The organism is Psychrobacillus insolitus (assembly GCF_003254155.1).
In the GTDB taxonomy this organism is placed as follows: domain Bacteria; phylum Bacillota; class Bacilli; order Bacillales_A; family Planococcaceae; genus Psychrobacillus; species Psychrobacillus insolitus.
In genome coordinates, this window is sequence record NZ_QKZI01000006.1 from 50136 (window position 1) to 73215 (window position 23080).

Sequence of the window (23080 nt, forward strand, 5' to 3'; positions counted from 1 at the left end):
TACTTACTTATCCTCTTCTCGGTTTTCTGTTACTTCTATTTGAAATTTGTATTCTAATTTTCACATCTAATAGCTAGAAAGTCAATCTTATTGTTTTGCGTATTTAGCAACGCGAGCAATAACTTTTTCTTTCCCTATTAAGCTAATTGCATCAGCTAATTCAGGACCATGAGTTTGAGCAGTTGTTACGACACGAATTGGCATGAACAGGTTTTTACCTTTATGACCAGTTTCTTTTTGCACCGCTTTAATTGCAGCTTTTATGTCAGGTGCATCAAATGTTTCCAGTCCTTCTAATTGCACTTTAAATGCAGCCATAACTTCCGGTACTTGTTCTCCCGCTAAGACTTCTGCTGCTTCTTCAGTATATACAAGCTCGTGATCAAAGAATTGTGAAGCTATTTCAACAATCTCAGCCCCAAAACTCAGTTGATCATGATAAAGAGCGATTAGTTTTGTCGCCCAAGTATTCTCTTCTTCTGTCAATTCTGCAGGGAGAAGTTCCGCTTTTTGTAAATGAGGTAGCGCAAGTTCTACTACGTTCTCTAACGGCAGTTGTTTAATATATTGATTGTTCGTCCAAGTTAGTTTTTGTTTATCAAACATAGACGGCGACTTAGATAAACGATTGACATCGAACATTTTAATGAATTCTTCTTTAGAAAAGATTTCATCTTCCCCTTCAGGAGACCATCCAAGTAAAGCAAAGAAATTAAACATCGCTTCAGGTAAGTACCCAAGGTCTTTATATTGTGAGATGAACTGAATAATTGACTCATCACGTTTTGACAATTTTTTACGGCTTTCATTAATAATTAGTGTCATATGGCCATACTCTGGATACTTCCATCCAAATACATCAAATACCATCAGTTGTTTAGGTGTATTAGATAAATGTTCTTCTCCGCGGAAGACATGTGAAATTTCCATAAAATGATCATCTAATACTACAGCATAATTATAAGTAGGGATGCCATTAGCTTTCACTAATACCCAATCTCCCACATCTACTGACTCAAATGATACCGTTCCACGAACTAAATCATCAAAAGCGTATGTTACGTTTTCTGGCACACGCATACGAATAGTGAATGATACACCTTCTGCTTCTTTAGCTTGTACTTCTTCAGCAGATAAATGACGGCATTTACCATTATACATTGGAGCGGCTACTCCTTTTTCTTTTTGCACTTCACGGTCTACTTCTAATTCTTCTGAAGTACAGAAACATTTATAAGCATGTCCTTTTTCGATCATTTCTTCTGCATGTTTTACATAGATATCTAGACGTTCCATTTGACGATACGGTGCGTAAGGTCCACCGATATCAACCGATTCATCGTAGTCTATACCTAACCATTTCAAGTTTTCTAACTGTGACAACTCGCCACCTTCGATATTACGTTCAATATCAGTGTCTTCGATTCGAACGATGAATTTCCCATTATGGTGACGTGCATATAAATAGTTAAATAATGCTGTACGTGCTCCTCCAATATGCAATTGCCCTGTTGGACTTGGTGCGTAGCGTACGCGAACTTCTTGTGTCATTGTATATCCTCCTAGTTTTCGTGCGTATATAAACTCCATCTATTTTACCACTGCTAACCAGTTATTAAAAGTTAGTCTTTTTTGACAAGTAGAATAGTCGCCATTGAAGCAATTCCCTCTTCACGCCCAGTAAATCCAAGCTTTTCGGTCGTTGTTGCTTTTACATTTACTTGTGATGCATCAGCTTGCAATAACTCGGCAACACGTGCACGAATTGTTTCGATATACGGTGCCATTTTTGGTTTTTGTGCAATAATTGTACAATCGATATTCCCCAATTTGTATCCACGCGCATCTACTAACTTCCAAATATGCTCTAGCAACTTTGCCGAATCCGCATCTTTAAAATCTGGATCTGTATCTGGAAAATGTCTCCCTATATCCCCTTCTCCAATTGCTCCAAGTGCGGCATCTGTAATTGTGTGTAACAATACATCTGCATCAGAATGACCGATTAAACCTCTTTCATGAGGTATTTCAATTCCTCCAATAATTAAAGGACGATTTTCTGCAAATTCATGAACATCAAACCCTTGACCAACTCGTATCATTTATAATTCCTCCCGCTCACGATTTTTTAATATTACTTCTCCAAGCAGAAGATCTTCTTGCGTCGTCATTTTTACGTTGTCATACGTACTTTCGACAATGTGAACACACTTACCTAATCGTTCAACCAGCATCGATTCATCTGTCCCTACAAAGCTTTCCTCGTCTGCTAATCTTTCCGCTTCTTCCAATACATCGTACTGAAAAGCTTGTGGAGTTTGGATTATCCATAAACTCTCCCGATCAACTGTTTCTTGAATTATACCATTATCCACCTTTTTCATCGTATCCTTTGCACGAACCGCTGCTATCGCTGCTCCTGACTGTTGTGCTTTTTCAACCAATTGATGAATAACACTCTGTTTAATAAAAGGACGAGCTGCATCATGAACTAAAACAATTCCTTTAGATGGCGAAACCTTCAGACAGGCATAAACACTATGTTGACGTTCGGTTCCGCCTTCTGTAATGGCAACCACTTTTGTAATTCCGTATTCAAAAATTAGTTGTTCAATAAATTCTTGTTCCTCTTTTTTTACGGCTAACACAATATGCTTGCACATCTGATCGTACTCAAATACACGTAATGTATGTATTAAAATGGATACATTGTTAAACTCTAGAAATAACTTATTTCTGTCTGCACCCATACGTTTTCCACTTCCTGCAGCAGGTAATAATACAGTATACCCCATTAATTATCCTCCTATTAAGCATAGAAAAAGGGTGTTTACCTATTTAAATCTAGGTAACAACCCCGTTCTATTATTTCGATTCTTGTGGTTTGGCAAAAATCATTCGTCCCGCAGATGTTTGAAGGACACTTGTTACTTCTACATTGATCGCTTGTCCAATGTAAGTTTTACCGCCTTCAACAACAATCATTGTTCCATCGTCTAAATATGCAACGCCTTGATTATGCTCTTTCCCATCTTTAATAACTACCACATGCATTATTTCCCCTGGAATAACAACTGGTTTCACAGCATTTGCAAGGTCATTAATATTGAGTACACGCACTTGGTGAAGATCACATACTTTATTCAGATTAAAGTCATTTGTCACGACTATACCATTCATTTTCTTCGCCAGTCTTACTAATTTCAAATCCACTTCTTGAATATCTTCAAAGTCCTGTTCTACTATTAAAACTGCTGAGGCACGCTCAGTTTGGAGTTTTTTCAACACATCCAACCCACGACGACCTCTTGTTCTTTTTAACGTATCAGAGGAATCCGCGATATGCTGCAGTTCCGTAAGTACAAATTGAGGTACAACAAACACACCTTCTATAAATCCTGTTTCTGAAATATCGGCAATACGACCATCAATAATAACACTAGTATCAAGGAGTTTATATGTCCCTAAACTGAGGGCTTGAGTATCTTCCTCATTCCCCTTTTTCTTAATTGTCTGTTGCTTAGATGTAGTAAAAACTTGCAGTAATTCATCCCGTTTTTTAAATCCAACCTGGAATCCTAAATATCCTAAGACAATGGACAATAATACCGGCACAATCGAACCAATTCCGGAAATAGCAATATTATTAATTGCGGATCCAAGGAAAAATGCAATGATTAACCCAATAACTAAACCAAGCGTCCCAAATAGTAGATCTCCAATCGGTGCCTTTAAAAGCCTTTCTTCCATCCATTTAATAAAATGAATTACATAATCCGTTAAGAATAATGCAATGACATATAATAACACCGCTCCAATTAAAACTGAAACATATGCATTCTGTAGTAAGGGGATTTCGGATAAATTAATGAAATCGTATAAGTTCGGTAAAAATAATAACCCCAGAGTACCACCTATTAAAATAAAAACAATTTGAATAATCCATTTCAACACATATCTCACCTCCATTTATTTCTTATTATACTTCCTAAATTCCATATAAGTCTATTGTAGGGAACAAGGGAAACTACTAAACGTCCCCCTTTAATGTCTAACACATCGAATTATTCTTCATTCTTATTGAAATGCTTCTTTCATCGCTTGATTTACAGATTCTATACCAATTACCTGAATTCCCGTTGGATAATCCCATCCACCCAAATTTGATGCAGGAATTATTGCTCGTTTGAATCCTAATTTAGCCGCTTCTTGAACACGTTGCTCAATCCTGGACACTCTTCTCACTTCGCCAGTTAACCCTACTTCTCCTATAAAACAATCGGTCGGTGTTACACCCGTATCTTTAAAACTTGATACGATACTTACTAGGACGGCTAAATCGATGGCAGGTTCGTCTAATTTCACTCCACCAGCAACTTTTATATAAGCATCTTGGGTTTGCAACAATAATCCCATACGCTTTTCAAGAACCGCCATCAATAAAGATATTCGATTTTGATCAATTCCTGTAGCCATTCTTTTAGGATAATTAAAGCTTGATTGAGTTACAAGCGCCTGAATTTCCACGAGAATTGGTCTCGTTCCTTCCATAGATGCAACAATCGCAGAACCCGCGGCACCGTGGGATCGCTCTTGCAAAAACAGTTCAGAAGGATTCAATACTTCTTTAAGACCTTGCTGTACCATTTCAAAGATGGCAATTTCATTAGTAGAACCAAAACGATTTTTTTGTGAGCGCAAAATCCGATACGTATGGTGACGTTCTCCTTCAAAGTACAAAACAGTGTCTACCATATGTTCAAGTATCCTTGGACCCGCAATTTGTCCTTCTTTCGTCACATGTCCAACTAAAAAGATAGCAATATTTTTGGTTTTCGCAATCCGCATCAGTTCTGCTGTACTCTCTCGAACCTGGGTGACACTTCCTGGAGCACTTGCTACTTCCGGGTGATGTACCGTTTGAATCGAGTCGATAATGACAAAACGGGGCTCTACACTATCAATTGTTTCATTGATCAACTCTAGGTTCGTTTCAGCATAAATATAAAGTTCTGCCGATGTGACACCAAGGCGTACCGCGCGAAGCTTTGTCTGCTTTATGGATTCCTCACCAGAAATATATAAAACACGCTCTCCCTTATTTGCTAAAAGTGCTGATACTTGTAAAAGTAAAGTTGATTTTCCTATACCTGGATCTCCACCTATCAATATAAGCGATCCTGGCACAATTCCCCCACCTAAAACTCGGTTAAACTCTACTAACTCGGTTTTTACTCGTGGCTCTTCTTCGGTTTCTATCGCAAGGATAGAAGTTGCTTTTTGGACTACTCCTGTAGAGTGCTGAAAAGAACGCTTTGGCCCTTTAGAAACGACTTCCACTTCTTCTACCATCGTGTTCCATTCTCCGCAACCTGGACATCTTCCCATCCACTTTGCAGATTCATAGCCACACGAATTACACATAAATTTCGTTTTCTTCTTCGCCATTATTTCCATTTCCTCCTATGGACCAAAAGTGCCAGTACCTATTACTACCCCCGAGAGGAGCAAGGTATACTTGCGCTAGAATTGAAAAAAGGGCATTCCGCAAATAAATTTCGGAATGCCCGCAATATTAGTTTTCTGGTACTGGTACTGCTACCACTGCTTTCGTGCGTACAACGAATTCATCGTTTTCTACATCAAAGACTACATGTTGGCCAGCTAAAACTTCGCCTTTTAATAACTCTTCAGAAAGGCGATCTTCTACATGTTTTTGTAGCGCTCTACGTAATGGTCGCGCACCATATGCAGGATCGTATCCTTCAGTAGTAATCTTTTCTTGCGCAGCTTCTGTTAACTCTAGTTCAATACCTTGTTCTTTTAAACGTTTTGCTAATTGTTGTGTTAAAAGAGATACAATTTGTTTTAAGTGAACTCTTTCTAATGAATGGAACACGATCATTTCATCCAGACGGTTTAAGAACTCTGGGCGGAATGCTTTTTTAAGCTCTGTTAGCATTTTGCCTTTCATATCTTTGTAATCTGTTTTTCCACTTTCTTGCAGATTAAATCCAACATATTTATTGTATTTAAGTGCTTCTGCTCCAACGTTTGAAGTCATGATGATTACTGTATTACGGAAGTCGACTGTACGTCCTTTAGAATCCGTTAATCGTCCATCTTCCAACACTTGAAGAAGAATATTAAAGACATCTGGATGTGCTTTTTCAATTTCATCTAAAAGGATGACAGAATATGGTTTACGACGAACTTTTTCTGTTAATTGTCCACCATCTTCAAAACCGACATATCCTGGAGGTGAACCAACTAGACGAGAAGTTGAATGTTTCTCCATGTATTCAGACATATCCACTCGGATCATCGCATCTTCGTCACCGAACATTACTTCGGCTAAAGCACGCGCTAGTTCAGTTTTACCAACACCAGTAGGTCCAAGGAAGATAAATGAACCGATTGGACGCTTAGGATCTTTCAACCCTGCACGTGCACGACGGATTGCCCTTGAAATAGCATCTACAGCTTCTGATTGGCCAATCACTCTTTCATGCAGAGTATCTTCCATTTTTAATAACTTATCAGATTCAGTTTGTGCAAGTTTAGATACTGGCACTCCCGTCCACATAGAAACAACTGCTGCGATATCTTCAACTGTTACTTCTGATTCTTCTTTACCTTGTTTTTCTTTCCAAGAGTCTTTCATTTTTTCTAGTTCTTCTTTTAACTTCTGTTCTTTATCTCTAAATGATGCTGCTTTTTCGAATTCTTGACTTTGAACCGAAGCGTTTTTCTCTGAACGTATTGCTTCCAACTTGGTTTCTTGTTCTTTTAAATTTGGTGGCGTAGTATACGAACGAAGACGAACTTTTGAACCCGCTTCATCGATTAAATCTATTGCTTTATCTGGTAAGAACCGATCGGAAATGTAGCGATCAGACATTTTAACTGCAGCTTCCACAGCTTCATCTGTGATTTTCACGCGGTGATGCGCTTCATAACGGTCACGTAAACCGTAAATTATTTGAATTGCTTCATCTACAGATGGCTCATCCACTTGAATTGGTTGGAAACGACGTTCCAGTGCTGCATCTTTTTCAATATATTTGCGGTATTCATCGAGTGTTGTAGCACCAATACATTGAATTTCTCCACGAGCAAGTGCTGGCTTTAAAATATTAGATGCATCAATAGCACCTTCTGCTCCACCCGCTCCGATTAATGTATGCAACTCATCGATGAATAAAATAACATTGCCCGCTTGACGGATTTCATCCATTACTTTTTTCAAACGATCTTCGAATTCCCCACGGTATTTTGTACCAGCAACTACTGTACCCATGTCTAACGTCATAACACGCTTGTCACGCAAGATTTCAGGTATCTCATTTTGTACAATTTGTTGTGCAAGACCTTCTGCTATTGCTGTTTTACCAACACCAGGCTCCCCGATTAATACAGGATTGTTTTTTGTACGACGAGCAAGAATTTCAATTACACGAGTAATTTCTTTACTACGTCCTATAACAGGATCCAATGTACCTTCTCTAGCAATTTGCGTTAAATCACGCGCCAAACTATCTAATGTTGGCGTACTAGCGGGTGCAGCATTATTAGCACCATTGGTATGTGACTGGTCTGTACTTCCTAGTAATTGCAACACTTGTTGACGAGCTTTGTTTAAACTAACACCAGAATTATTTAATACTCTCGCTGCAACTCCTTCACCCTCTCGGATCAAAGCTAACAATAAATGCTCTGTTCCAATGTATGAATGACCAAGCTTACGTGACTCATCTACCGAAAGCTCAATAACTTTTTTAGCGCGAGGTGTGTAATGAACAATCGGACCAACATCTTCTGTACCAGATCCTACTAACTCTTCAACCCCTGCTTCAATTACTTTTGGATCGACTTCGATTGCTTCTAAAGCTTTTGCAGCAATCCCACTACCTTCTCGTAAAAGCCCAAGTAATATATGTTCCGTTCCTATAGAGTCATGTTTTAAACGAATAGCTTCCTCTTGTGCTAACTGTAGTACCTTTTGTGATCTTTGAGTAAATCTATTGAACATCATGCAAGTTCCTCTCCTTTGGTTATCCTTTTTTCTCCCATTTTCTGTAACCTTTCCCTAATTAACTTCGCTCGAAACATATCTCGTTCTGAAGTATTCAATGTAGCTCCTGCAAATTTTTGTAAAAATCCAGGTTGCATAAATACCATACATTCATTCAATATGGTTACGTCTACATCTTGTATTAGACCCATATCTATTCCTAAACGTACATCAGACAAGCATTTCCCTGCTTCTTCTGTGGTCATAATACGAGCATACGACAGCGTTCCTAACGAACGATATAACCGGTCTTCTAATGTATTAGCAGAATGTTTTAATAGTGCACTTCTTGCTTCTTTTTCTTTTTGTATAATTTGCTCTGTGATGCTTTGAAGATCGGCAAGGATATCTTCTTCTGTTTTTCCAAGTGTCGTTTGGTTCGACACTTGATACACATTACCGAGCGCTTCACTACCTTCACCGTATATACCTCTAACAACCATTCCTAATCTAGAAATGATCGTTACAATTCGATTCATTTGCTTTGACATTGTTAAAGCTGGTAAATGCATCATAACGGATGCACGTAACCCGGTTCCGGTATTTGTAGGACAACTAGTCAAATAACCAAATTGTTCATCAAAAGCGTAGGATAATTCCTTTTCTAAAATCCGATCTATTTTATCAGCTAGTGCATAAGCTTCTTCAATTTGTAGTCCAGGAAATAGACATTGCATACGAATATGGTCTTCTTCATTAATCATCACGCTCACTGACTCATCTTCAGACAATAAAACAGAACCTTCAATTCGAGAGTTTGCAAGCTTCGGACTAATTAAATGCTTCTCTACTAAGACTTGGCGATTCAGTTCAGATAGATCTTTGATTTGAACGGAAGAAATATTCATTTGAAGTTCCTCAGATGCATCCAAAAGCGTGGCAGAAATCGATTGGTCAATTCTATGTGCTTCATCTTCTGTAAATGCTAAAGGAAAACGATAACCGGTCAAGTTTCTTGCTAAACGGATTCGAGTACTCATCACAATATCTGAATGCTCCCCGCGTCCAGCCATCCAACTAGATAGAGAGTTATCCAAAAACTTTTCAATCACCATGTGTTTCATCACCCCCAGTAGCAAGCTTACTTTCCAGTTTTCTTGCTTCGTCTCTCAACTTAGCTGCTTCCTCGAAATTTTCCGCCTGTACAGCTTCCTTCATCTGTACACGCGTGGCCTCGATTCTTTTTTTCAGCTCTAATATTTCACCGAATGCGCCAGGTGCTTTTCCTACATGTGTCGTATTCCCGTTGTGTAGGCGTTTGAAAACACTTGGTAGTTGAACACGGAAGCTATTATAACAAGAACCACAGCCAAACTTCCCTTCATTTAGAAAACGTTGAAAAGTCCATCCACATTCTTCGCACACTACCTCTGCTGTATCCATTCGTTGTTGTACCGGTTGTTGTTCAGAGTGATTGAACCAGTTTGAAAGAAGTTGGTGAAGTGATAAAGGATCTTGTTTATACTCTTCATAAAACGGATGAAGACTATTTGCACAGACCTCACAATAATTCCTTTCAAAGTGGTCTCCGTTGTGCATTTGTGTAACCTTCACTTTTGCTGGTCTTTGCTTACAATTTTCACAAATCACTTATCAACACCCCGTTATAAATTTACTTTTTTTCGTATTTCAACGTTAATAACATGGCACATAAAATTCGAGCACGTAACTCATCTCTTGCTGGTAAAGGTATTGCTAATGTTTTTTTGTTAAGAGCCGCTAAAATAAGCTTTGCCTCACGTTTAGTAATTACCTCTTCATCAATTAATCGGAATACAATATCTTGTGTCATTGATTCAGAAGCTCCGTTTTCTAAGCTCACTATTATATGCTCAATTAAATCAGCCTTTGTATGCGCACGTACGCGGAGGATTCGAATATATCCACCTCCACCACGCTTACTTTCTACTAAGTAACCGCGATCTACGGTAAATCGGGTATTTATCACATAGTTTATCTGAGATGGAACACATTGAAACATTTCAGCAATTTCATTTCTTTTAATTTCAATTTGTCCCATACTCTCTTCTTCTATAATGCCCTTCAAATAACCTTCAATTATGTCAGATATATTTTTCATCTTCTCACCTCATCCTGCAACTGACTTTGACTATCTTTGACTTTATTATAACGAGAAGATAATCGTTGTGCAATTGATATGATTTGCTTTGAGAGAAGAAAAGCGGAAGCGCCTATTACTGCGTAAGGCAGCAAATGGGGAATCTAAGTTGGTCTGCAAAGGTCGCCACATCCTGTGGCAAAGCAGACATGACCCGCTTCGTGCGGGCCCGAGGCAGCTCCTCAGCCACCACACAAGGTTTTCTGCGACGAGCTTTGCGCAGGAGCACGCGATTTCACATTTGACCCCGAGGGGCAAGGCGCTCGAGCTAGACAGATACTAATTTGAATTCTTCATTCTTTCTTTTTGTATAAAAAAACTACTAACCAGATTGATTAGTAGTTTCAGTTGATTAGAATTTTAGTTTGCCACTTAAAAATGTTTCTGTAACTTTTCCAAGAAGTTCTTTCCAATTAGAGAAATTCGTATAATCGTTCACAAACGAATCCATTTTATTGTTATCTAAGTCTTGTAAATTCGCAATATTTTTTAAATCAATTGGACATTTTTCTAAAAATGCTTGAACACTTTCGAAATTCGTGAATTTTTGGATGAGTTCATCATTTAACAAACTCTCTATATTAATATTATTACCCTTAGACAGTTCAGCAGATTTATCTGCTAGACCTTTTAAATCGCCTAAATCAAATGGTGCCATTAAAACGCCCTCCTTAATTCTTATTATTCTGATAATATCACATTTGTGCCCCACTTCAAAGCCAAATGCTTTCCTAATAAAGGAATTATTTATTTATTGTTCGAGAATAAGTGAGCATAAGTTTCGTCCAAAGCGAACCGTTTATCTCATTCTACTCCAGGTAAAATTGATAATGTACGCTCATCTGCATCTAGCTGAGCTTCTACCCCTAGTGGAATTGCAAAATGTGGCTCACAGTGACCTATTTTAAAACCTCTTACTGCAGGCTTCCCTAGAGCACCGAAGTAATGCTCAAATACATCCTCTAAGGTTAAAGATACTTTTCGTTTAATCGGTTCTGCTTCACTAAAATCACCAATGATAAAACCGGCAGCATCACTTAACTTACCCGCTAGTCGTAATTGGTTTAAGAAGCCATCGACTTTATAAGGTTCTTCTCCTACATCTTCTATTAGTAATAGTTTACCTTTTGTATCTATTTCATACTTTGTACCAAGTCCACTCACAAGTAATGACAAATTACCGCCAACTAGTTCTCCTCTTACTTTTCCTGTACTAATTGTTTCCAGTGGTGATATTGCTTCTGAATAGTACAGCTCCATTGGGTCAAAAAGTTGCTGGAACATTTTTTTAGATAACTCAGAAAAAGTATCTTTCCCTACGTCTGAGGCAAGCATTGGTCCATGGAATGTTACAAGATCTGAGTATTCCCCAATTCCTGTATGTAAAAATGTGATGTCTGAGTAACCCCAGAAAATTTTGGGATTTTCATTCATTAACTGATAATCAATTTTATCTGCATATCTAGCAGAACCAAACCCACCACCTGCACAGATGATACCCGCAATTTTAGGATCTGCGAACATTTCATGTAAGTCCGCTAACCTGTCATCATCACTTCCCGCAAGATAGCCATTTTCCTTTTCAACACTTTTCCCAAGTGTATAAGAAAGTCCCAGTTCTTCTAAGAAAGGAAGGGCGCTTCGTAGATTTTCTAAATTAGGAGGACTCGATGGTGCAATAATTCCAACCGTATCCCCTTTTTGCAATCTTCTTGGACGAATTTTCATATAATTTCCCCTTTATACAGAAATAAAAGGAGCAGCTCCTTTTACAGAAGCTACAACTTTTTAGTTTTATCACCTTAGCTTAAGCTTAACAAAAATTAGTATACGCTGCTAATTCTACCATTATGTAAAAGTATAAGTTGAAATTATATATTTTGGCTGACATGGCTGTGAATGACCAAAAATAAACCTGACACCTACAATTTCTACATGTTTAAGTTTTCTATTTAAATTTTAAATTCTGATTTATGAAATATAGCAAAATCACTATACGACTTATCCGAAAATAAGTGCAAAAAGAGACTTTTCTCCTGTATTTGCACTTATTTTAAAATATGTCGTATGTGAATTTTGACCGTTTTTGAGGTTTGCGAGTATTTTATGGCGGGTTGGTTTTAGAAGCGCTTTCTTAACAATTAAGAAAAACCGCTAAAGCGACTAGAAGAAATTATACAAACAGTGTTCCGAGTATGTGAAATTCTTATACTTTAAAAAAAGCAAACACCCTTTGTAACAAAGGCATTTGCTTTTTAAAAATTATCGTTGACCAGGGAAAAATTGTTGTTGTTGCTGATACGGTTGTTGTTGAAAAGCACCTTGCTGATATTGGTTCATATAAGGTGTCGCTTGTTGATGTCCTTGATTTGCAAATTCATTTCGAGTTACTTGAGGAAAGAAATGCTGTGGCACAGGGAATACATGTTCTCGATTTACATTCACAGTCGGATGTATGACAGGTTGCATTCTCGGTATAAACGAATCATGTACTCTATAACGTGGCGGACACACGATTGGTTCGAAAGGTGGTTGGAACCACTCAGTTTGCTGAGGGGATACCTGAGGTTGCTGACAAGAATTACAAGGTTTACGATATCGGTTCATATTAAATTCACCTCCTTTAGCACTTATACTAGTAAATGCAAAAAAAGAAAGACAAACTAGACAAACACCTTAGCTCGGTGTAAATAAAAAAAGGTTTCTGTTTTAAATTCAATGAGAACAACAATAACCCCCTTCATCTTTTTGCTGATGAGAGGGGGTTATTGCTTACATTTCTTTTCCTATAGATGTGTGTGGTGTTTTGTAACGAATACTTTCTTTCCTGATCGAATGGGACTACTGAAAAAAAAGCTGTATTTTGCTCTTTGTAATCCTTTACGTATGAGTAATTGGATTCCAAAAAGGTATTACCAATTTTATTTCTAAACTTTTTTAGATATGAAAGGGTTCCGAATAATTCAAATGAGAATATCCTAGTTTATTTTAGTTTTAACATGACTGCTTTCGTTTTTTGAAGTGTGACAAATGAGTCTTCTTCGTTTGAAATACTTGATTTCTCCTCCTGTATTTGTAGTAGAAATCAAATAAAACCCCTTCTTGAGATCAAGAAGAGGTTTAAGCGTCATAGGACAATTAGTCTCTTCTTATCTTCAAGCATACGCTTCTGGAATTAGCACAGTACACAAATGTCTGTTGCTGAGGTATCATAGGGCCAGTCCCTCCACCTCTCTTGATAAGAAAGTTGTTTTATTTGATTAATACCAACTATACATATAGATATTGTGATTGTCAACAGAAAATCCACTTAAGTTTTAAATGATTATATACTGCAGAGATATGCGATAATAAGAAATGAGATTTTGTAAAGAAACGAGGTTTTAGTTTGATTCGAACGCTTGGTATAACTGTAGACCATGAAATAGTGAGTGATTTCCCTATAGAGGACATTAAACAAAAAACGTTTGAATGGTACTGGGTCGATATTGGAGAACCTACAAAAGAAGAGGAATTATTACTTAGTTCTTTTTTTCATTTCCATCCTTTAGCAATCGAAGACTGTTTGCTAGATCTTCAGCGCCCTAAACTAGACCATTATGATGATGGATATGCATTTTTTGTTTTACATACATTCAACGAAGAAACATTAGAAGCTGAAGAGTTAGATATTTTTGTTGGAAAAGATTTTGTTGTAACCTTTCATTACCCCATCATGCATGAATTAGAAGAAGCACGCCAAAAAATACGTAATAATCCTAAAGGATGGGACCGCGGTCCTATGCATGCAACATATCATATTGTAGATAAAGTGGTGGATGCGTACTTCCCAATCGTTTATAAAATAGAAGATTATTTAAATGAGGTAGAAGATAAGCTGACACTTAATATGGGTTATTTATCCATGGATCAAGTTTTTGACGTTCGTAGCGATTTGCTCCGTTTGCGTCGTACTGTATTTCCGATGCGCGATTTATTATATAGGGTAATGAACTCTGAACGAATTGGATTACGGAAAACAGAACGTGCATATTTTGGAGATGTATATGATCATCTGCTAAAATTAGCTGAATTGATTGAAACAAATCGGGAATTAACTGCAGACATCCGAGATAGTCATATGTCCATAAACTCCAGTCAAATGAATCGAATCATGATGATTTTAACGATTGTTTCTACTGTTTTTATCCCACTTACTTTTATAGTTGGCTTATATGGTATGAATTTTATTCATATGCCAGAACTTGAGTGGAAATATGGATATTTAACTGTAATTATAGTAATGATTGTGATCACAATTGCAATGGTTATTTGGTTTAAATACAAAGGTTGGTTTAAATTATTTAAAAATTAGCTGGAATTCTATTATTAAGATTGTACAATATATGACGTTGGTGAAATAAAAAAATACTAATCCGCGCTGATTTCGTTCCGATCGGACGCTTTCCGTGGGGCGTGCGGTGAGCCTCCTCGTCGCGAAAATCGCGCTCCTGTGGGGTCTCACCTGTCACGCTAATCCCACTGGAGTCGCCGCTCGGAACGAAATCAGCAAAGAGAGTATTGGAAACTTAAGTTCAAGTAGACATAAAAAACTACAAAAAAAGGCTGTCACAAAAAATCAGTGTTACTGACTTTATGGACAGTCCCATGACAAATAAATTATAGCCGATTAAAATTCTTCACCAACGTCATTTAACAAAGAAACATTATTAATTTAAGAAAAAACTCATTAAAGCTATGAATTCATAGCTTTAATGAGTTTTTTCTATTTACCTATCGCTCGTGCATAGAGTTGCTTTAAGAAATATCCTACTAGGTAGAAACATACGAGTGCAGTTAGTAGAAGTAAAACTGTTTCCAGTGGCTGCGGTATGCTAAGAGACTGAAGAAAAATTTGAAACAAGATAACAATATATATAGTCCCCGAAATACCCGCAAGTACTATAATCCCAATGATCGCCAATTGGGAATAAGTAAGTTTTTTAATATGATAACGTTGCTTAATAATTTCTAAAATAATAGCCAAAAAGATTGCAGTAAATGTGACCGTTATTTCTTTTAAATAAGCAGTGTTTATTAAATAAACAACTAGTAACAATATCATTAAATATTTATAGTTTTCTTCAATTTGCTTTAGCACATAGTCACTTCCCTCTTGGTTTATATTTCATTGCTTGGCGTTGTTTTCTATGCTCACGTCTAGCGGCACCTGATTCAAATAGAAGAGTTTCATCTTCTGTTTCAGGATAAATTCCTGGTACAGGAATCGATTTTCCGTTTTCATCTACTGCAACCATAGTTAAATAGGATTCGGTTGTTAATTTTTCTTCCCCAGTTAATAAGTTCATTGATGTTACACGAACATACACTTCCATAGATGAACGACCGGTTGAACTAACGATTGCCATTAGCTCTAGAACATCGCCTACTTTTGCAGAAGATAGGAAGTCTACAGAGTCTATAGAAGCCGTAACTACTGCATGTTTTGCATGCTTCATCGCAGCAATGTCCGCAATTTCATCAATGTATGCAAGTACTTTTCCACCGAAAATTGTTTGGTGATGATTTGTATCTGGTGGCAGGATCAAATGGGTTTGAATTGTTTTCGATTGGTTCATTGGGTTTTTACTCATGGTGTGATTGCTCCTCTAATATATGGTTCTTTTCTTATTTAAATAATCTTTTTTCAAGTATATCATGTAGTTTCATCAAAATTAATAATTGCAAAAGATGAACACTACTAGTTTACCTGCTCACTCCTTTTGTTTTTTACTGTTTTTACATTATAATGGTTGTACATACTTCATATAATAATTTTAACAAGAAAGTAGGTATCTAACATGCGAATTAACAAATTTTTAAGTGAAGCCGGAATAATTTCTAGACGTGGTGCAGACAAATGGATTATTGAAGGAAAAGTTACAATTAACGGAATTACGGCGGAACTTGGTAGCAAAGTAGAAGCTGGAGATGATGTACGAGTCGATGGCAAACCAATTGTTGTCGAGCAACCATTAGTTTACTTAGTATTAAATAAACCCGTGGGCATTACTAGTACAACAGAACGTCATGTGAAGGGAAATATAGTGGACTTTGTCAACCATCCACTTCGAGTTTTCCATATTGGTCGGTTGGATAAAGACTCGGATGGTCTCATTTTATTGACGAATGATGGAGACATTGTCAACGAAATACTTCGTGTAGAGAATAAACATGAAAAAGAATATGTCGTAACAGTAAACGAAAAAATTACGGATAGTTTTCTAGAAGAAATGGCTACTGGAGTAGAGATTTTAGGTACTACAACGCTCCCGTGTAAAATTAAAAAAATGGGACCCAAAACATTTAATATAACGCTAACACAAGGGTTAAACCGCCAAATCAGAAGAATGTGTAGTGCACTTGGATATTCAGTAAAAAGTTTACAACGCATTCGCATTATGAATATCAACATTGAAGGTCTTTCCATTGGGGAGTGGAGAGAGCTATCAGATACAGAAAAAAAAGAGTTATTTAGTACGCTAAACTACACAGCAAAACGGTAATATACTTCTCGTATTAAAACTATAGAAAAGAAAATTCACTATTCAGCAAGGGGGAAATCGAATGTTATCTTTAAAAAACACAGATAATTTAACAGGTGCCTTAATCAGTGGGGATTATTGGGATTTAGATGAGCTCTGTACTGCTATCTATTCAATTACCGGAGATGAAAAACGGTATTATGATTGGCAAGGCTCTCGTATGAGGTTACTTGGTATTACATATGATTTACGCCATGCCCACCAAGGAGATAGAAATGTAGAATTTATAGGCAATGGCTTGCATAAAGAAATAATGAAAGCACATGACTTTATAGCTCCTAATAAAAATATTTATTATTCAGTAGAAATCCTGTGGCCAGAACTTATATATTCTTCCATTGCAATAAATGATTTTATTAAACTATACAAAAAAGATAAGAACGCAACCGATTTCGATCTACATATTGTAAATGCACGTAAATTTCAAGCGATTGTTGCGGAAGGTTTAAAAGAAAATATGACCGCAACCGAATTTAAGACACTTACAGATGCCATGTTTAGTCCACAAACTACCGTAGAAGAATATGCCATTCAATACATTGATATGCTCAATCTTTCCTACATAGAAATGCCAAGAGAAAAGCGCATAAAAGCTTTTACTGCTATTGCGAACAACATCGTTATTTCTAATAGTGAATATAATTCCGTCAAACAAACTGTTCTAACAGAAGCGAATAAAACCAAAAGTTCAATTCACGATTTACGTCTAAATGTAGACTATCCAGAAGACATTGAGTGGTAAAAAGAAAAGCGTCCTTAGCCAATAACATGGCTAAGAACGCTTTTTTTATTTCTTATGAATTTCCAGCTACTCTTTTTTCTAGTGGTTGAAATAGTTTCTTCTTGTCCACGTTTGGTCTTATCGTTTCTAATTGTTCTAACGCAAACTTGGCACCAAAGTCCATTCCTTGACAGCCACCTAGCAAGACTAGGTCGCCTTCTTCTACCATGTTCATGCTATAACGAATCGCTTCTGGTAGTTCCTCGTATAAATGAACCTGTATTCCTGCATCATCCATCACTTCCATGAAAGCAGCAAGTTCCGCTTCGGAAACAACATCCTTCTGCGTTACATGGGAACGACTTAATGTTGCAGTTACTTCATGAATCCCCAGTCTCGGAGCCCATCTAGCTATCGCTTCTGCATTTTCTTTATTTACTGTCACTCCACGGTCACCTCGAATTGCGTAAACAAGCAAAATCCGAGTGAAGTCCATTTTTTCTAAAGTACCAAGCGTTATATCGATATTTCCGCTATTCGCGAAATGATCATCGATAATTTTAAAGTCATCCTCAAAAATAATTTCAAATCGACGTTCTACTCCCACAAATTCAAATAAACTCTTTTGAATTGTTGTAACTGGCACTTCACATAACAATCCGATGACGATGCTTACCATAGAATTATAAACTGAGTGAAAACCAGGTGTTGAAAGTTCTATTTGGAATTGTTGTTTCGGAATCACTACATCATTCGTTATTAGTTCGCGCATAATTTCTACAGTAAATGATGCTCGTCCCGTTGATAAATCTAAGTTATGACAAATTACATCTGCAGACTGATCTTCCACCCCAATTGTTATAACTTTTGCTTTTGTTTGATCAACAAGAGAAGCAGAATAGGAGTCATCTAAATTTAAAATGGCTACTTTATCTGCACCTGCGTTACGAATAAGACTCGATTTATGCGCAAAGTAATTTTCAAACGATGAATGTAAGTCTATATGTTCACGGCTAATATTATTTAAAGTAACGATATCAAAATCGACACAAGCTACCCGATTTAGTTCTAATGCGGATGAAGAAACCTCCATAGTTGTATGTGTTACTCCCGCTTCCACCATTTGTGCGTAAAAGCGTTGAAGATCCAGAGACTCTGGTGTTGTCAGTTCAGACGGCTCTGCATAGTCTCCAATTTTCACAACTACTGTACCCATTAAACCCGTTATTAGGTCATGGTTTTCTAAAATAGCATTTGTCATAAAGGAAGTTGATGTCTTTCCATTTGTTGCTGTAATACCGATTGTCTTTAATTTTCTTGTAGGATGATCATAAAACGCATCTGCCAATATTGCCAAAGCAGTTCTTCCACTTTCCACTTTATACTGTGGAATGTTCAAGCCTTCTATAAAGCTCTCTACAACTAGTGCAATCGCACCTTTCTCTACAGCTTGTCCAGCGTATTTATGCCCGTCTGTTTTAAACCCTTTTACACAAACGAATACTTGACCCTTTTCTACTTTACGTGAATTATATGCGATCCCTGTTATTTCTATATCTTGAGCATTTTTAACTTCTATAATATTTAGATGCTTTATTAACTTTGTCATTTCCATCAAAACGGCCACCTTTTATTAAAATCTATTCTTTTTAGTTTACCCTAATTTGCAATAGAAGAACACTGAAAGCTTTTGTAAATTATTATAACAATATTGCATTTTCATTGTATATTCACTTATTATACACACCTCAAAAATTATAAATCTGTATAATATAAATGAACTAGTGGGATACACTATTTCACAAAAGGAGTAAGTACAATGACATCTCAAGTAACCGAAAAAAAAGTGAAAAAGAATTTAAAACCATTATGGCTTGCATTAGCCTTTCTAGCACTCATTATCATTGTTTTATTACCTACACCTGATGGCCTCCCTGTTGCCGGACATCGTGCGTTAGCTATTTTAGCTTTTGCAGTAATTCTCTGGGTTTCTGAAGCCGTTTCATATCCAGTAAGTGCAGCAATGATTATCGCACTCACAGCTATGTTGCTCGGACTATCGCCAAGCATGGAAGATCCTACTGAAATAATCGGAACTTCTGCTGCGTTAAAAATGGCTTTAGGAGGTTTCAGTAACTCGGCAGTAGCACTTGTAGCAGCTGCTCTATTTTTAGCTTCGGCCATGCAAGCGACTAATTTACATAAACGAATTGCACTTTGGATATTAACAAGAGTTGGTACAAAAACAGGTAGCATCGTATTTGGTGCAATTCTTGTGTCAATCGTACTAGCATTTTTTGTACCAAGTGCTACCGCTCGAGCTGGAGCGCTTGTACCAATCCTAATGGGTATGGTTGCGGCATTCGGTCTACCGAAAAACAGTAAGTTAGCAGCCCTTCTTATCATTACAGCTGTCCAATCAATTTCGATTTGGAATGTTGGTATTAAAACAGCGGCTGCTCAGAACATGGTAGCAATTGGCTTCATAGAAAAGGAATTTGGCATTACTATTTCATGGGGACAGTGGTTCCTATACGCTGCCCCGTGGTCCATCCTAATGTCGATTATTTTATATTTCGTTATGATTAATCTAATTAAACCTGAAACGAGAAATGTTCAAGGTAGTAAAGAAATCACTAAGCAACAATTAAAAGATTTAGGACCTTTAAAGAAAGAAGAGCTTCGCCTTATTATTGTTTCGGTTGCACTCCTCTTCTTCTGGGCAACAGAATCGAAATTACATCCGTTTGATACAACTACCGTAACAATTATTGCGATTGCAATTTTACTTTCACCAAAGATTGGTGTATTTGACTGGAAATCTGTTGAAAAGTTAATTCCCTGGGGAACTATCATAGTTTTTGCTGTAGGTATAGCTCTTGGTACCATTTTGTTAGATACACAAGGTGCTCAGTGGTTATCAGATAATGTATTTGGTGCGATGGGTCTTGATGGAATGCCTCTACTCGCAACTATTGCATTAATTTCTGCTTTTAATATATTAATACATTTAGGATTTGCTAGCGCTACTAGTTTATCCTCTGCATTAATACCTGTTTTCATAGCGTTAACAACTACAATTTCTTTAGAAGGTAATGATATTGGATTTGTTATAATTCAACAATTCGTTATTAGTTTTGGTTTCTTGTTACCAGTAAGTGCTCCTCAAAATATGCTCGCATATGGGACAGGTGCATTCACTGTAAAAGATTTCTTAAAATCAGGTATTCCACTAACAATTGCTGGGTACTTACTAATTCTTCTATTCAGTGCAACATACTGGAAATGGATTGGCCTTTTATAAGAACAGCGAAAGCGTCCTTTTCTAAATGGACGTTGTCGGTTCGCTTTGGACGAAACTTATTTTAATAGAATAAACGAGAAAGAAATCGAGGAGCTAAGTGACTATGTCACCTAGCTCCTCGATTTTTTTCGGTCATTCTATTGTGATTGTTTGTCCGCCGATCACCTAAAACGTCATTTGTTAGATTTCTACTAGTTTTAGTTGGTAATCTAGATAAAAACAGCACTAAATATTGATTTATACATTATAAAAAATTAAGTTTATAGAATTTTCTATAAATAGATTGACAATAGCGGGGAAAATAAATAATATTAAAGTATTAAATATTATTTATTCAGAACTATTAAATAAGTAATATTTAATACCCTACTGTTTTTTCTTAACTAAAACAAGAGAAAGATTATGAACCCTACCTAGTGGTCAATCATTTTTTAATTGTTAAAAAATAAAATTGGATACTATTTAGGGGAAAATAAAATTTGAGAGGGAAATAAATGCAAAGTTTTAGTGAACAAATAGTATATGAAATAGGTCGGAAAATAGCTGGTGGAGATATACAGCCAGGAGAAACCCTCCCTAAAGTTGAGGACATAAGTGAACAATATGGAGTTAGTCGAACAGTAGTCAGGGAAGCTTTAAAGGGATTAGCTGCTAGAAAAATGATTAGGTCTAATCAAAGATCAGGAACAGTAGTACTACAAAAATCAAATTGGCAATTATGGGATTTAGATGTTATTACTTGGTTGAGTGAAGTGGAAGTAAAAGATGGTGAATTTTTAATTCAATTAACTGAAATTCGACTAGCGTTAGAACCTTTGGCGGCATCCCTTGCCACTCAAAGAGCAACGGAACAAGATATTTCGAATATAAAGGAAACTTTCCTTACTCTCGAAAAAACTGTTGGAAATGAAAAGGAATGGGCTAAAGCAGACTTCTATTTTCATCAAAGTATTTATGATGCTTCACATAATGATTTACTTATTAGCATGCTGAAGCTATTACGAAAAGGGTTAATTATTAGTCGAGAAAAAACGATGTCTGCATTAAGTTTGTTTCCAGAACCTCAGTTTGAAGAACCAAATTTAGAAGTTTTGCAAAGGCATAAAGCTTTACATGACGCTCTCGTTGCTCGCGATACTGATGAAGCACAAGTAAGAGCTATTGAAATTATGGTCCGCGCCAAACAATTATTAGAAAAAATGGTTGAATATCAAAAATAATATTATGGAATTTATATAAGGAGGAGAATTATTATGGGTACTCGTATAGTTAGGTTTGAAAAGGATAATGTAGAAAAATGGGGTGTTGCTCTAGATGGTGAAATTCTCGTTCTAGAAGATAACTATAGCTCTTTAAATGACTTTTTAGAAAACGGAAAAGAAAAGGCAATTGAAATTGGGAAATTGGGTAAAGGAGAAAAAATTTCAACTAATGAAGTTACTCTACTAAGCCCGGTTACTTGGCCGTCTAAAGTAGTTTGTCAGGGAGCCAATTATTCGGGTCATCGTGCTGAATCGGGTCTTGATGCAAGTAAACCACCATTTAATTTAGTTTTTGGTAAAGATATAAGTTCATTAAGTGGCGCGTATTCAGAGATTGTACGACCAAAACATGTAGAGTTTTTAGATTACGAGATTGAACTAGGTCTAGTAATTGGTAAGAATATTAATAAAGTTGAAGAAATAACTGAAGAAAATTTATCTGATTTTGTAGTTGGCTTAGTAAGCGTAAACGATGTTTCAGCTCGTGACGTTCAGATATTAGAAGGACAATGGTTAAAAGGGAAAAGTTACCGAACTTTTGGTCCGACTGGTCCATTCTTATACTTACTGGATGAAGACGAGTATTCTCTAATCCATGATCTTGAGGTAAATTTATGGGTGAATGACGAGTTACGTCAATCAGCTAACACTAGTCAATTACTGTTCAAACCAGCTGAAACACTTACAGAGCTTTCAACTATTATGGATTTTGCAGTAGGTGATTTAATTATTACTGGAACTGCGGCTGGAGTAGCGATGAGTCTAAGTCCAGACGTTGTAGGTACAGTCACAAGTTTGGGTGTTCCATTTAATGAGAAATCTGAACTATTTTCTAAGACACAAAAATTGGTTAACAATTATTTGAAAGATGGAGATGTTATCCGAACTCAAATTAAAAGTACTGACGGACGGATAGATCTTGGAGAGCAACAAAATAAAGTTGTTCCAGTAAAGTAAATAGATCAGAATCAGATTGGTCTATTCGATAATTCACTATCTTATATAAATAAATTCAT

The 23080-nt window shown here is 36.7% G+C and carries 21 protein-coding genes, 1 riboswitch and 1 other annotated feature (1 of these 23 running past the window's edge); of the genes, 6 read left to right on the plus strand and 15 right to left on the minus strand.

Annotated elements, in window-relative coordinates; translation table 11 throughout:
* Window positions 1-29 (minus strand) — a binding site (T-box leader) (it extends 198 nt beyond the left edge of the window).
* A 58-nt stretch (window positions 30-87) separates the two neighbouring features.
* The 12 genes from gltX to C7437_RS12725 form a co-directional block, all read right to left on the minus strand.
* Entirely contained in the window at window positions 88-1551 is a 1464-nt protein-coding gene (gltX, locus tag C7437_RS12670; protein ID WP_111440104.1) for a glutamate--tRNA ligase, read from the minus strand.
* A gap of 71 nt (window positions 1552-1622) precedes the next feature.
* Entirely contained in the window at window positions 1623-2102 is a 480-nt protein-coding gene (gene ispF / locus C7437_RS12675; RefSeq protein WP_111440105.1) for a 2-C-methyl-D-erythritol 2,4-cyclodiphosphate synthase, read from the minus strand.
* On the minus strand, window positions 2103-2795 hold the full coding sequence (gene ispD / locus C7437_RS12680) for a 2-C-methyl-D-erythritol 4-phosphate cytidylyltransferase (protein WP_111440106.1): 693 nt from the start codon (window positions 2793-2795) through the stop codon (window positions 2103-2105).
* 70 nt (window positions 2796-2865) lie between these two features.
* The gene (locus C7437_RS12685; protein ID WP_111440107.1) at window positions 2866-3954 is read right to left on the minus strand and encodes a PIN/TRAM domain-containing protein; all 1089 of its coding nucleotides are present in this window, start codon (window positions 3952-3954) and stop codon (window positions 2866-2868) included.
* Window positions 3955-4077: 123 nt separating this feature from the next.
* Window positions 4078-5448, minus strand: coding sequence for a DNA repair protein RadA (gene radA / locus C7437_RS12690; protein ID WP_111440108.1), 1371 nt, complete (start codon window positions 5446-5448; stop codon window positions 4078-4080).
* 127 nt (window positions 5449-5575) lie between these two features.
* Entirely contained in the window at window positions 5576-8035 is a 2460-nt protein-coding gene (locus C7437_RS12695; RefSeq protein ID WP_111440109.1) for an ATP-dependent Clp protease ATP-binding subunit, read from the minus strand.
* The gene (mcsB, locus tag C7437_RS12700) at window positions 8032-9129 is read right to left on the minus strand and encodes a protein-arginine kinase McsB (protein WP_111440110.1); all 1098 of its coding nucleotides are present in this window, start codon (window positions 9127-9129) and stop codon (window positions 8032-8034) included. Before mcsB ends, C7437_RS12695 begins: the two co-directional genes overlap by 4 nt.
* Window positions 9119-9664: a UvrB/UvrC motif-containing protein gene (locus tag C7437_RS12705; RefSeq protein ID WP_111440111.1), complete on the minus strand. Its 546-nt coding sequence runs from the start codon at window positions 9662-9664 to the stop codon at window positions 9119-9121. Before C7437_RS12705 ends, mcsB begins: the two co-directional genes overlap by 11 nt.
* Window positions 9665-9686: 22 nt before the next feature.
* Entirely contained in the window at window positions 9687-10154 is a 468-nt protein-coding gene (locus C7437_RS12710; RefSeq protein ID WP_111440112.1) for a CtsR family transcriptional regulator, read from the minus strand.
* Window positions 10155-10545: 391 nt separating this feature from the next.
* Window positions 10546-10851 (minus strand): hypothetical protein, encoded by a 306-nt coding sequence (locus C7437_RS12715; protein WP_111440113.1) that lies wholly within the window; start codon window positions 10849-10851, stop codon window positions 10546-10548.
* A gap of 146 nt (window positions 10852-10997) precedes the next feature.
* Complete coding sequence (locus C7437_RS12720; RefSeq protein WP_111440114.1) at window positions 10998-11921, minus strand: S66 peptidase family protein; 924 nt, start codon at window positions 11919-11921, stop codon at window positions 10998-11000.
* A gap of 534 nt (window positions 11922-12455) precedes the next feature.
* A complete protein-coding gene (locus C7437_RS12725) occupies window positions 12456-12800 on the minus strand; it encodes a hypothetical protein (RefSeq protein WP_111440115.1) in 345 nt (114 codons plus the stop codon).
* A gap of 539 nt (window positions 12801-13339) precedes the next feature.
* Window positions 13340-13438: riboswitch (SAM riboswitch) on the minus strand.
* 143 nt (window positions 13439-13581) lie between these two features.
* On the opposite strand from C7437_RS12725, the gene corA reads away from it, so the two are divergent.
* Window positions 13582-14547, plus strand: coding sequence for a magnesium/cobalt transporter CorA (gene corA, locus C7437_RS12730; RefSeq protein ID WP_111440116.1), 966 nt, complete (start codon window positions 13582-13584; stop codon window positions 14545-14547).
* Window positions 14548-14958: 411 nt separating this feature from the next.
* On the opposite strand, the gene C7437_RS12735 is transcribed toward corA, so the two are convergent.
* Both C7437_RS12735 and C7437_RS12740 read right to left on the minus strand, forming a co-directional pair.
* Entirely contained in the window at window positions 14959-15333 is a 375-nt protein-coding gene (locus tag C7437_RS12735) for a hypothetical protein (RefSeq protein WP_111440117.1), read from the minus strand.
* 4 nt (window positions 15334-15337) lie between these two features.
* Window positions 15338-15826 carry an acyl-CoA thioesterase gene (locus C7437_RS12740; protein ID WP_111440118.1) on the minus strand — a complete coding sequence of 163 codons (489 nt, stop codon included), beginning with the start codon at window positions 15824-15826 and terminating at the stop codon, window positions 15338-15340.
* Between the two features lie 207 nt (window positions 15827-16033).
* On the opposite strand from C7437_RS12740, the gene rluF reads away from it, so the two are divergent.
* Both rluF and C7437_RS12750 read left to right on the plus strand, forming a co-directional pair.
* Complete coding sequence (gene rluF, locus C7437_RS12745) at window positions 16034-16738, plus strand: 23S rRNA pseudouridine(2604) synthase RluF (RefSeq protein WP_111440119.1); 705 nt, start codon at window positions 16034-16036, stop codon at window positions 16736-16738.
* 61 nt (window positions 16739-16799) lie between these two features.
* A complete protein-coding gene (locus C7437_RS12750) occupies window positions 16800-17519 on the plus strand; it encodes a DUF6904 family protein (RefSeq protein WP_111440120.1) in 720 nt (239 codons plus the stop codon).
* A 52-nt stretch (window positions 17520-17571) separates the two neighbouring features.
* On the opposite strand, the gene C7437_RS12755 is transcribed toward C7437_RS12750, so the two are convergent.
* Window positions 17572-19113 (minus strand): Mur ligase family protein, encoded by a 1542-nt coding sequence (locus C7437_RS12755; protein ID WP_170122374.1) that lies wholly within the window; start codon window positions 19111-19113, stop codon window positions 17572-17574.
* 204 nt (window positions 19114-19317) lie between these two features.
* On the opposite strand from C7437_RS12755, the gene C7437_RS12760 reads away from it, so the two are divergent.
* The 3 genes from C7437_RS12760 to C7437_RS12770 all read left to right on the plus strand — a co-directional run bounded on the left by C7437_RS12760 (window position 19318) and on the right by C7437_RS12770 (window position 23021).
* The gene (locus C7437_RS12760) at window positions 19318-20802 is read left to right on the plus strand and encodes a DASS family sodium-coupled anion symporter (RefSeq protein WP_111440122.1); all 1485 of its coding nucleotides are present in this window, start codon (window positions 19318-19320) and stop codon (window positions 20800-20802) included.
* A gap of 494 nt (window positions 20803-21296) precedes the next feature.
* Window positions 21297-22022: a FadR/GntR family transcriptional regulator gene (locus tag C7437_RS12765; protein WP_111440123.1), complete on the plus strand. Its 726-nt coding sequence runs from the start codon at window positions 21297-21299 to the stop codon at window positions 22020-22022.
* A 33-nt stretch (window positions 22023-22055) separates the two neighbouring features.
* Window positions 22056-23021, plus strand: coding sequence for a fumarylacetoacetate hydrolase family protein (locus tag C7437_RS12770; RefSeq protein ID WP_111440124.1), 966 nt, complete (start codon window positions 22056-22058; stop codon window positions 23019-23021).
* The last annotated feature ends 59 nt before the right edge of the window (window positions 23022-23080 follow it).